The 9,757-nt window shown below is 62.1% G+C and carries 10 protein-coding genes; 4 read left to right on the top strand and 6 right to left on the bottom strand.

The window, feature by feature from the left end; genetic code table 11:
- Window position 1: 1 nt before the first annotated feature.
- Genes ACXYMS_RS02710 through uraH form a run of 6 tightly spaced genes read right to left on the bottom strand, consistent with a single transcriptional unit; the run spans window position 2 to window position 7,604 of the window.
- A complete protein-coding gene (locus ACXYMS_RS02710; protein WP_458903484.1) occupies window positions 2-1,081 on the bottom strand; it encodes an ABC transporter permease in 1,080 nt (359 codons plus the stop codon).
- On the bottom strand, window positions 1,081-2,598 hold the full coding sequence (locus tag ACXYMS_RS02705) for an ABC transporter ATP-binding protein (RefSeq protein WP_458903483.1): 1,518 nt from the start codon (window positions 2,596-2,598) through the stop codon (window positions 1,081-1,083). The genes ACXYMS_RS02710 and ACXYMS_RS02705 overlap by 1 nt, the downstream gene beginning before the upstream one ends.
- Before the next feature lies 1 nt (window position 2,599).
- Window positions 2,600-3,460, bottom strand: a complete 861-nt coding sequence (gene xdhC / locus ACXYMS_RS02700) for a xanthine dehydrogenase accessory protein XdhC (RefSeq protein ID WP_458903482.1) — start codon at window positions 3,458-3,460, stop codon at window positions 2,600-2,602.
- Window positions 3,457-5,784 (bottom strand): xanthine dehydrogenase molybdopterin binding subunit, encoded by a 2,328-nt coding sequence (xdhB, locus tag ACXYMS_RS02695; protein WP_458903481.1) that lies wholly within the window; start codon window positions 5,782-5,784, stop codon window positions 3,457-3,459. The genes xdhC and xdhB overlap by 4 nt, the downstream gene beginning before the upstream one ends.
- On the bottom strand, window positions 5,784-7,250 hold the full coding sequence (gene xdhA, locus ACXYMS_RS02690) for a xanthine dehydrogenase small subunit (protein ID WP_458903480.1): 1,467 nt from the start codon (window positions 7,248-7,250) through the stop codon (window positions 5,784-5,786). Before xdhA ends, xdhB begins: the two co-directional genes overlap by 1 nt.
- A 3-nt stretch (window positions 7,251-7,253) precedes the next feature.
- Complete coding sequence (gene uraH / locus ACXYMS_RS02685; RefSeq protein WP_458903479.1) at window positions 7,254-7,604, bottom strand: hydroxyisourate hydrolase; 351 nt, start codon at window positions 7,602-7,604, stop codon at window positions 7,254-7,256.
- 112 nt (window positions 7,605-7,716) lie between these two features.
- Between uraH and ACXYMS_RS02680 the strand changes: the two genes are divergently transcribed.
- From ACXYMS_RS02680 to ACXYMS_RS02665, 4 genes are all read left to right on the top strand, one after another.
- Window positions 7,717-8,697: a LysR family transcriptional regulator gene (locus tag ACXYMS_RS02680; RefSeq protein WP_458903478.1), complete on the top strand. Its 981-nt coding sequence runs from the start codon at window positions 7,717-7,719 to the stop codon at window positions 8,695-8,697.
- A 73-nt stretch (window positions 8,698-8,770) separates the two neighbouring features.
- Window positions 8,771-9,094: an ArsR/SmtB family transcription factor gene (locus ACXYMS_RS02675; RefSeq protein ID WP_458903477.1), complete on the top strand. Its 324-nt coding sequence runs from the start codon at window positions 8,771-8,773 to the stop codon at window positions 9,092-9,094.
- The gene (locus tag ACXYMS_RS02670) at window positions 9,091-9,309 is read left to right on the top strand and encodes a hypothetical protein (protein WP_458903476.1); all 219 of its coding nucleotides are present in this window, start codon (window positions 9,091-9,093) and stop codon (window positions 9,307-9,309) included. Before ACXYMS_RS02675 ends, ACXYMS_RS02670 begins: the two co-directional genes overlap by 4 nt.
- A complete protein-coding gene (locus ACXYMS_RS02665) occupies window positions 9,302-9,751 on the top strand; it encodes a DUF1801 domain-containing protein (protein ID WP_458903475.1) in 450 nt (149 codons plus the stop codon). The genes ACXYMS_RS02670 and ACXYMS_RS02665 overlap by 8 nt, the downstream gene beginning before the upstream one ends.
- The last annotated feature ends 6 nt before the right edge of the window (window positions 9,752-9,757 follow it).

The following is a 9,757-nucleotide window of genomic DNA, read 5'->3' as shown; positions in this document are numbered from 1 at the left end:
GTCATGCGCGGGCCTCCCCCTGTGGGGCGACCCGCCTGATGCGGTAGCGCACCAGGATGTCGCCGGCGAGCAGGAAGAACAGCATCATCGCCTGGAACACGCCGGTTGCCGAACTTGAAAGCCCGATAGTGGTCTGCGCCACTTCGCCCCCCACAAAAGTGATGGCCATGACGATACCGGCAAAGATCACGCCCAGCGGATTGAGCCGCCCGAGAAAGGCAACGATGATGGCGGTAAAGCCGTAATTAGTCGGAAAGCCGGGGACCATGCGCTGGAACGGCCCGGACACTTCAAGCGCACCCGCAAAGCCAGCCAGTCCCCCGCTGACCAGCAGCGCCAGCCAGATGGTCTTTGTTTCGGAAAACCCGCCATAGCGGGCCGCGTGCGGGGCCGCGCCCACCACCCGCATGCGATACCCGAATACCGAGCGCGACATGATGAACCAGGCGATCAGCGCCACGATGATGGCAATGGGCACGCCAGCATGGACGATGGTGCCCGGGAAGATATTGGGCAGCAGCGCTTCGCTGGCAAAGCGCCGCGTCTGCGGGAAGCCCATGCCCATCGGATCCTTCCAGGGCGCGCGGACCAGATAATAGATCAGTTGCACCGAGGCATAGGTAAGCATCAGCGAGGTCAGGATTTCATTGACGTTGAGGCGCGTGCGCAGCAGTGCCGGAATGGCGGCATAAGCCGCGCCACCCGCAACGCCCGCCAGCATCATCAGCGGCAGCGTCCACCAGCCGCCCATGCCATGGGTCGCGAGCGCCACCCAGGTCGCGGCCAGCCCACCCACGATGTATTGCCCCTCGGCGCCGATATTCCACACATTGGCGCGATAGGAAATCGACAAGCCCACCCCGATGATGATCAGCGGCGCGGCTTTGACCCCCAGGTCCTGCCACTTGAACGAATTGGTCAGCGGCGTGAAGAAGATTTCGCGCACCGCCCCAATGCCGTCATAGCCAATCGCTGAGAAAATGATGGCGCCCATCACCATGGTCAGGACGACCGCCGCGACCGGGGTAGTATAGAGCATGACCCGCGAGGGCTCGCGGCGCTTTTCAAGACGAAACTGCATCACGCCGCTGCCTCCTTGCCGTGCACGCCACCCATCAACAGGCCGATTTCCTCCACGCTAAAATCCGCAACCGGCCGGGCCTCGCTCAGCCGGCCCATATTGATGACCGCCAACGTATCGGAAAGCGCCCGCAATTCATCAAGGTCCTGGCTGATGACGACAATCGCCGAGCCGGCCGCCGCCAGGTCCACCAAGGCCTGGTGAATGGCTGCTGCCGCCCCTGCGTCGACGCCCCATGTCGGCTGGCTGACCACCAGAACCGTGGGCTTTTGCAGGATTTCCCGGCCCATGATGTATTTCTGGAGGTTTCCGCCCGACAAGGATCCGGCCGTCGAAGCTGGCCCCAGCGTCTTGACGGCGAATTCGGCAATGACCCGCCCCGTATAGGTTTTGGCGGCGCCCGAATTGATCAGCCCCAACACCACCATGCCCAACCGGTCGCGGGCGGTCAGTACGGAATTGTCTGAAAGACTGAAATCGCCCACGGCAGCATGGCCATTGCGTTCCTCGGGCACAGCGCAAAGCCCATATCGACGCCGCTCAGTGGTCTCCATCAACCCGATGCCCAGACCATCAATGGTGATGGCGTCGCGCTCCTCGCCCTTGATTTCACCCGACAGCGCATCGAGCAAGGCATTCTGCCCATTGCCGGCCACCCCAGCAATGCCAAGGATCTCGCCGGCCCGCACGGTAAAGGTCACCCCATCGACGGGCACATCGAAATGCCCGGTCTTTTTGGTGCGCAACCCGTCCACCACCAGCTTGGGTTCGCCAATACGGCGCCCGGCCGGTTTGACGATGTCCTTGAGATTGGTGCCGATCATCTTCTCGGCCATGGAGCGGCTGGTTTCCGCCTTGGGATCACAGGTATCGACCAGCTTACCGCCGCGCAGGATCGTCGCAGTATCGCACAGCGCCTTGATCTCATGCAGCTTGTGGGAAATGTAGAGGATCGAGCAGCCTTCCGAGGCAAGCTTGCGCAGCACGGTGAACAGCTGCTCCACCTCCTGCGGCGTCAGCACCGAGGTGGGCTCATCCATGATCAGGAGTTGCGGCTCGAGCAGCAGGGCGCGCACGATTTCGATGCGTTGCCGCTCCCCTACCGACAGCGTGGCCACTGTGCGGTGCGGATCGAGCAGCAAGCCATAGGTCTGCATGACGGTGCGAATGCGTTGCTCAAGTTCTCGCGAGGGTATCTTCGCATCCATGCCCAGGGCGATGTTCTCGAACACAGTGAGGGCTTCAAACAACGAGAAATGCTGGAACACCATGCCGATGCCCAGCTTTCGGGCGGCCTTGGGATTGGGTACCACCACCGTTTCGCCATTCCATCGCATTTCGCCGGCATCTGGCGCCATGATGCCGTAAATCATTTTGACCAGGGTGGACTTGCCCGCACCATTCTCGCCCAGAAGGGCGTGGATTTCACCCGGCTTGACGGCAAAGGATACGTTGTCATTGGCGAGAACGCCGGGAAACTGCTTGGTGATGCCGCTCAATTCGAGCCGATTGGGCATATCAGATTCCACTCGCCACCCCCTCTTTACTGGGGGTGGGCATCTGCCCGATCAAAACTTCCCGTTTCCCAATCTGGACCATAACTTCAGCAGCCGCCAGTGCCGCAATCACCGAAGGGCGTTTATCCCCAATCCCTTGCGCACCAATAGGCAGTACAAGCCGGTCAAGTGCGGCGCGGTCACCACCCTGTTCCAGGAACCAGCTGGTGAATTTTGCCCGCTTGGTCCTGGACCCAACCATGCCGACATAAGGGCTGTCCGTACGGGCAAGCGCTTCATTTGCAATGAGAAAATCGAGCGCATGATCATGTGTGAGGATGACATAGGCGCTACCCCTCGGAGCCGTGCGCACCACCGCCTCGGGCATGGCGACGCGTCGATGCGCAATGCCGGGGGGAAGCATGTCCAACTCCTCCTGTCGGGTGTCGATAACCTCGACCCTGACTGGCAACAGCACGAGAATTTGCGCCAGAACCCGCCCGACATGGCCTGCACCGAAGATGTAGACATGGGCCGCCGAAGCGTCCTCGGCCATGGTCCGCCCCAGCAATTCCCGCCTTGTATCCGCATCCGCGTAGCGCAGGCTGACCCCGACCCGCCCGCCGCAGCATTGGCCGATTTCCGGGCCAAGCGGCACATCCATGGCGGCTTCGGCACGGCCTTCGGCAATGAGGCGCCGGGCGTGGTCGATGACCATATATTCGAGCGCGCCGCCCCCGATCGTGCCGAAGATGACCTCCTGGCCTACGATCATGAACGTCCCCTGCTCACGCGGCGACGACCCCCGCACCGAAGTCAGTTCGCAGGCAATCGCGTCGGGATTGGCAGCGAAGAAAACCTCGAGTGCGGAGGAGGAGGTCATGGGATGGACGCCCTCATTCTTTCGACCCCCATCAGCACCCGCTCGGGCGTCACCGGCGTATCAAGCTGCGGGGCGACGGCGTAACCGGCCACGCTCGCCACCGCCATGCCCAGCGCCTCGACGACGCTCATAGCCAGCATGAGGGGTGGCTCACCCACGGCCTTGGAGCGGCCAATGGTCGGCTCGCGGTTCTCCGACCATTCGGCCAGCTTGACCTTGAAGACGGGCGGCACATCTGAGGCGAGCGGGATCTTGTAGGTGGAGGGCGCGTGGGTCCGCAACTGCCCCTTGGCATCCCACACCAGCTCTTCGGTCGTGAGCCAGCCCATGCCCTGGATGAAGCCGCCTTCCACCTGGCCGATATCGATGGCCGGATTCAGCGACTTGCCCACATCGTGGAGGATGTCGACGCGGTCGACCAGGTACTCGCCGGTCAGGGTGTCGATAGTCACTTCGCTGACCGAGGCGCCATAGGCGAAATAGTAGAAGGGATGCCCGCGTCCGGTTGCCCGGTCCCAGTGGATTTTCGGGGTCTTGTAGAAGCCCGCAGCGGAGAGCTGCACCCGGTTGAGATAGGCCGAGGCCGCCAGCTCGGCGAAAGGCACGATCTTCTCGCCGGCCTTGATGCCGCCCTGCACCCACTCGACTTCGCCCTCATCGCATTGATAGAGCTGCGCCGCATGAGTGGCGAGCCGCGCCTTGATCTCGGCGCAGGCATTGAACGCCGCCATGCCGTTGAGATCGGAGCCCGAAGACGCCGCCGTGGCCGAGGTATTGGGCACCTTGCCGGTCGAGGTCGCCATGATCTTGACCGTATCGAGATTGACCCCGAAGGCGTCGGCGACGACCTGCGCGACCTTGATATAGAGCCCCTGCCCCATCTCGGTGCCGCCATGGCTGAGATGGATCGAACCATCCTTGTAGACATGTACCAGTGCCCCGGCCTGATTGTACCAGGTGGCGGTGAAGGAGATGCCAAACTTTACCGGCGTCAGGGCAATGCCCTTTTTCAGCACCGGGTTGGACCGGTTGAAATCGAGGATCGCCTGGCGCCGCGACTGGTAGTCCGAACTGGCTTCCAGCTCATCCACCACGCGATGGACGATATTGTCCTCCACGGTCTGGTGGTAGGGCGTCACATTGTTCGTGTCGGTGCCGTAGAAATTGGCCTTGCGGATATCGAGCGGGTCCTTGCCCAGCGCATAGGCGATGTCTTCCACCCAACGCTCCGCCGCCATCATGCCCTGAGGGCCGCCAAAGCCGCGAAAGGCCGTGTTTGAAACGGTGTTGGTATAGAGCGGCTCGGACCGGACGCGCACCGCTGGATACCAATAGGCATTGTCGGCATGGAACAGTGCCCGGTCGCTGACCGGCCCGGTGAGATCGGACGAAAAACCGCCGCGCGCGCCATAGACGGCGTCCACGGCGACGATCTTCCCGCTCTCGTCATAGCCGACATCATAATCGACCACGAAGTCGTGGCGCTTGCCGGTGGCCTGCATGTCGTCGTCGCGGTCAGGACGGATCTTGCAGGCGCGGTTCCACTTCTTGGCCGCCACGGCAGCGACCGCCGCAAAGAGATTGCCCTGGGTTTCCTTGCCGCCAAAGCCGCCGCCCATGCGCCGCACATTGACGGTGACAGCATTGTGCCGGATGCCCAGCACCTGGGCGACCATGAGTTGCACTTCGCTCGGATGTTGGGTGGAGGAATGGACGACGACGTCCTCGTCTTCCCCCGGAACGGCAAAGGCGATCTGCCCTTCAAGGTAGAAATGATCCTGTCCGCCAATGGTGATGGCGCCCCTGGCCCGGCGTGGCGCGGCGGCAAGGCCGGCATCGACTTCACCCCTTTCCAGCTTCAGCGGTTCGGTGACCAACTTGCCGCCTGCCTGCTGGGCGGCCCGGACATCAGAGATGAAATCCAGATCCCGATATTCGATCTTTGCCAGATGCGCCGCCCGCCGAGCGGCATCGCGCGTTTCCCCGATGACCGCGAATATTGGCTGACCCCAGAACTGCACCTTGCCCTCCGCAAAGATCGGCTCGTCATGCTTGTGGCTGGGCGAAACGTCGTTCTCGCCCGGTATGTCCTCGGCGGTCAGCACGCCAATGACGCCCGGCGCCTTGCGCACTGCATCAAGATTCATCGACACGATCTCGGCATGCGGCCTGGTCGACAGCCCCAGATAGGCATGCATCGTGCCGACCGGCTCGATCATGTCGTCGATATATTCTGCCGTGCCGGTGACATGCTTGGGGCCGCTGTCGTGGCGGGTATTGGTGTGGAGCGTGGCGAGGGAAATGGGGGTGGAGTGCTTGTTCATCACGCCACCGCCCGCTTGAGACGTACGCCTTCGCCCTGGCTTTCGAGGTAAAACCGCTTGAGCAGGTTTTGCGCGGCCAGCAGCCGGTATTCGGCGGAGGCGCGCATGTCGCTGATGGGCTGAAAATCCTCGGCCAAGGCGGGGATGGCCGCTTCGATGGTTTCCATTGTCCAGGGCTTGCCGATCAGCGCCGCCTCCACCGCCCTGGCCCGCTTGGGCGTGGCCGCCATGCCACCGAAGGCGATCCGCACCATGCCCAAAGTCCCGGCATCGTTGACGAAGACGCGGAACGCGCCACAAAGCGCCGAAATATCTTCCTCGCGCCGCTTGGAAATTTTGTAGGTGGCAAATTTCTCGCCCGCCGGCAGCAGCGGAATGGTGACGCTCTCGACGAACTCACCCTGCTGGCGGTCCTGTTTGCCATAGGCGAGGAAATAGTCTTCGAGCTTGATTTCGCGACGATGCTCGCCCCGGCGCAGATGCAACTTTGCTCCGAGCGCGATAAAGGGCGGTGGCGTGTCGCCGATGGGCGAGCCATTGGCGATATTGCCGCCAATCGTGCCCATATTGCGGATTTGCTCGCCGGCAATCCGATCCCAGAACTCGCCGAGTTGCGGGAAGGTGGCGGCGATCACTGGAATGGCTTCGGAGTATGAGACGCCAGCATAGAAACGCACTTCGCTGGCGTTTTCGGCGATGCGTTTCAGTTCCTGCAAATGGCCGATGAAGATCACCGGGCCAATGGCGCGCATGAACTTGGTGACCCAAAGGCCCACATCGGTCGACCCGGCAACAATCCGCGCCTCCGGATTGGCCTCATAGACGGCGGCAAAGTCATCGAGCGAAGCGGGAATGATGATCTTCGCGTCGCCCTGGCCGACTTCCACCCGGCGCCCATCATGGATCGCCATGATCCGGTCGCGGACCGCGATGCGCTCGGCCCACAGCGGATCGCCTTGCGGCTGACCATAGTTGCCCATGGCCTCGCCGGCACGGATGATCGGGGCATATCCAGTGCATCGGCAGAGATTGCCCTGCAAGGCCTTTTCGATGGCAGCGCGCGATGGATCGGGATTGCGCATCCAGAGACCATAAAGGCTCATGACAAAGCCCGGCGTGCAGAAGCCGCATTGGCTGCCATGGTGATCAACCATGGCCTGCTGCACCGGGTGCAGATTGCTGTTTTCGCCGCGCAGATGTTCGATGGTGACCACATGGGTGCCGTGCAGGCTCCCCACGAAACGGATGCAGGCGGTGACCGAGTCGTAGATGATCTCGTCACCCATCAACCGCCCGACCAGCACAGTGCAGGCGCCGCAATCGCCCTCGGCGCAGCCTTCCTTGGAGCCGCGCAGGCGTCGGTCGAGCCGCAGCCAATCGAGCAGGGTCAGGTCCGGCGCCACATCGGTAAGAGTGATCTCCTCGCCATTGAGGAGGAAGCGGATGGCGTTGGAGACCTCGACCATGGCTCAACTCCCCCGATAGGTCGAATAGGCGAAGGGGCTGACCAGGAGTGGCACGTGATAGTGCTTGTCCTCGGAAATGGTGAAGCGGATCGGCACCACGTCGAGAAAGGGCGTTTCCGGCCCGGCTCCGATGCGCTCGAAATACTGGCCCACATGGAAGCGGATTTCATATTCGCCGTGCTGAAATTCGTCGCTCAGCAAGGGGGCATCAACCCGTCCATCGGCATTGGTATAGCTGTCGGACAAGTGGTGGGTGTGATCGCCATGCACATAATGCAGCTCCAGCCGCATCCCTCGCGCCGGCGTGCCGTGCATAGTGTCGAGAACATGGGTGGTGAGGGCTCCGCCGGCCATGCTTGCTGCTCCATTCTCGTTCCCCAGAGCAGCACCTTAGCACGCGCTATTGCTCTTGATACTCTCAAATTGGGAGCAGTATGATGCCGATATGGCAGCAGAGGATCGCCCTATGGAACCCCGCATCCCGCTTGATCGCCCGCGCGAGCACGCCCTCTCTGCCAATCTGTTGGCCCGGGTCTTCCACCAGCCGTCCTTGCTATATTTCAACGCGGTAGCCACCCATTTGTCCATCCGCGAAGCGGCGCGGCGGCTCAACGTTGCCTCGTCTGCAGTTACGAGACAGGTCGCACAACTCGAAGACGCCTTGGGCATTGCCTTGTTCCTGCGTGAAAAGCGCCGGTTGCGCCTTTCACCGGCCGGTGAAATCCTCTTTCGCCATTCCCGCCGCCTGGTTGCACCCATGGAGGCGGCCGTGTCGGAAATCGAATTGCTGCGCGGGGTGCGTGCCGGGTCGGTGCGTATCGCCGCTGCAGAGAGTGTCGGGCTGTCCTTCCTCCCCAGGCTCATCACCGATTTCGGCATGCGCTATCCGCGCCTCACGCTCGACGTCTCGATCATCCCGTCCTCCGAAGTGGTCGAGCGGCTGGTGGACGAGCGCATCGACATCGGGTTCGGCTTCATCGCCAAGCCGCCGCGCCAAGTGGACATTGCCTTTCGCCGCGATGTGTCTATCGGCGCGGTCATGGCGCCCGACCATCCTCTGGCCGCTGTCTCCAATCTGACCATGGCACAATGCCTCGAACACCCGCTGGCCGTGGCCAAGCCTGAAATCTCCATCCGCGAGGTAATCGAGCCTTTCCTAAAATCTTCGGCCAGCATCACCCCGCCGCTGGTGGAGGTCAATTCCATCCGCCTGCTGGTGGAACTGGCGCTGGGCGGCCACTATGCCTCGATCATGACCCCTATCGGCGCGCAGAACGAAATCGCGGATGGCCGGCTGGTCTTCCGGCCCCTCCACGATGGCGGATTGCCCACCAATCGCTTCGGCATCCTGGTGCGCTCAGGTAGCGCCCTGCACCTGGCGCCGGCCATCTTCTATGAACATGCCAAGGCCTATTTCGAAAGCCTCAGCCTGCCGGGCGCCATCTAGGCACCGGACCCCGTTGACATTCATAGCTCTTCGGCTATAGGTTCAATCCATAGCCAAAGATGAATGCATTGCCATGAATGAAACATCCGACGCCCTGTTCCGGTCCCTTGCCGACCCGACGCGGCGCGCCATTTTCGAGCAGCTCTGCCGGCAGGGCGAACAGACCGTGGGCACGCTGACCAGCATAGCCGGCGTGGCCCAGCCGACCGTGTCCAAGCATCTGGCCGTGCTCAAGCAGGCCGGGCTGGTCCAGGATCGGCATGCCGGCCGGCAAACCCATTACACCGCCAGGGTCGAAGCCCTGGCGCCACTTCTCGACTGGACCAGGGAAATGACCGGCTTCTGGGAAGCGCGGCTCGACGCCCTCGAAAATTTGCTCACAAGGATAGACCAATGAACTGGATCCGCCCGTTCCACCGCTGGACATCGATAGTCTTCACCCTGACGGTCATCGCCAATTTCGTTGCCATTGGCTTCATGGGCCAGGCCAGCGTTCCGCCGCTCGTGACCTACTCGCCGCTGTTGCCGCTGTTCCTGCTGATGTTCTCGGGCCTCTTCATGTTCTTCCACCACTATCTTGGCCGTCGCCGGGCCGGGGTGAACCGTGCCTGAGGGCAAGGCTAAACGGCCGCCACTCAAGCCTGGCCCCGATGGCATTGTCCGCCTCAGCGGCGGCAATCCTCAGATCGCCAAGGGCTACGGGGACGAAGTGGTGCAGCGTTATATCGCCGCCATGCCGGGTTGGCAGAGCGATGTGGGCAAGAAGTTGGACGCCATTATCGAAAAGACTGTTCCTGGCATCCAGAAGGCGGTGAAGTGGAACACCCCCTTTTACGGCTTGGAGCAGGACGTCTACTTTGTCGGCTATCACTGCCTGAGCAAATACGTGAAAGTCGCCTTTCACGATGGTGCAGAGCTCGATCCACCGCCTCCGGGCACTTCCAAGCAGCCCAAGGTGCGCTATCTCGACATCTATGAAGGCGACACGATCGACGAGGATCAGTTCGCCGACTGGATCAAGCAGGCGAGCCAGCTGCCCGGCGAGAAAATGTGAAAGGCC

Source organism: Devosia sp. CAU 1758 (assembly GCF_054482695.1).
Note: the sequence above shows the minus strand (reverse complement) of the source record. Positions and strands in the feature narration are given on the sequence as shown.

Bases quoted from the DNA above. Each gene is read 5' to 3' on its own strand.
- uraH (WP_458903479.1), bottom strand. From the start codon at position 7,604: ATGGCCGGCGGAGCCCTCACCACCCATGTTCTCGACACTATGCACGGC.
- ACXYMS_RS02675 (WP_458903477.1), top strand. From the start codon at position 8,771: ATGAATGAAACATCCGACGCCCTGTTCCGGTCCCTTGCCGACCCGACG.
- ACXYMS_RS02670 (WP_458903476.1), top strand. From the start codon at position 9,091: ATGAACTGGATCCGCCCGTTCCACCGCTGGACATCGATAGTCTTCACC.
- xdhA (WP_458903480.1), bottom strand. From the start codon at position 7,250: ATGGTCGAGGTCTCCAACGCCATCCGCTTCCTCCTCAATGGCGAGGAG.
- ACXYMS_RS02680 (WP_458903478.1), top strand. From the start codon at position 7,717: ATGGAACCCCGCATCCCGCTTGATCGCCCGCGCGAGCACGCCCTCTCT.
- ACXYMS_RS02710 (WP_458903484.1), bottom strand. From the start codon at position 1,081: ATGCAGTTTCGTCTTGAAAAGCGCCGCGAGCCCTCGCGGGTCATGCTC.
- xdhC (WP_458903482.1), bottom strand. From the start codon at position 3,460: ATGACCTCCTCCTCCGCACTCGAGGTTTTCTTCGCTGCCAATCCCGAC.
- ACXYMS_RS02705 (WP_458903483.1), bottom strand. From the start codon at position 2,598: ATGCCCAATCGGCTCGAATTGAGCGGCATCACCAAGCAGTTTCCCGGC.
- xdhB (WP_458903481.1), bottom strand. From the start codon at position 5,784: ATGAACAAGCACTCCACCCCCATTTCCCTCGCCACGCTCCACACCAAT.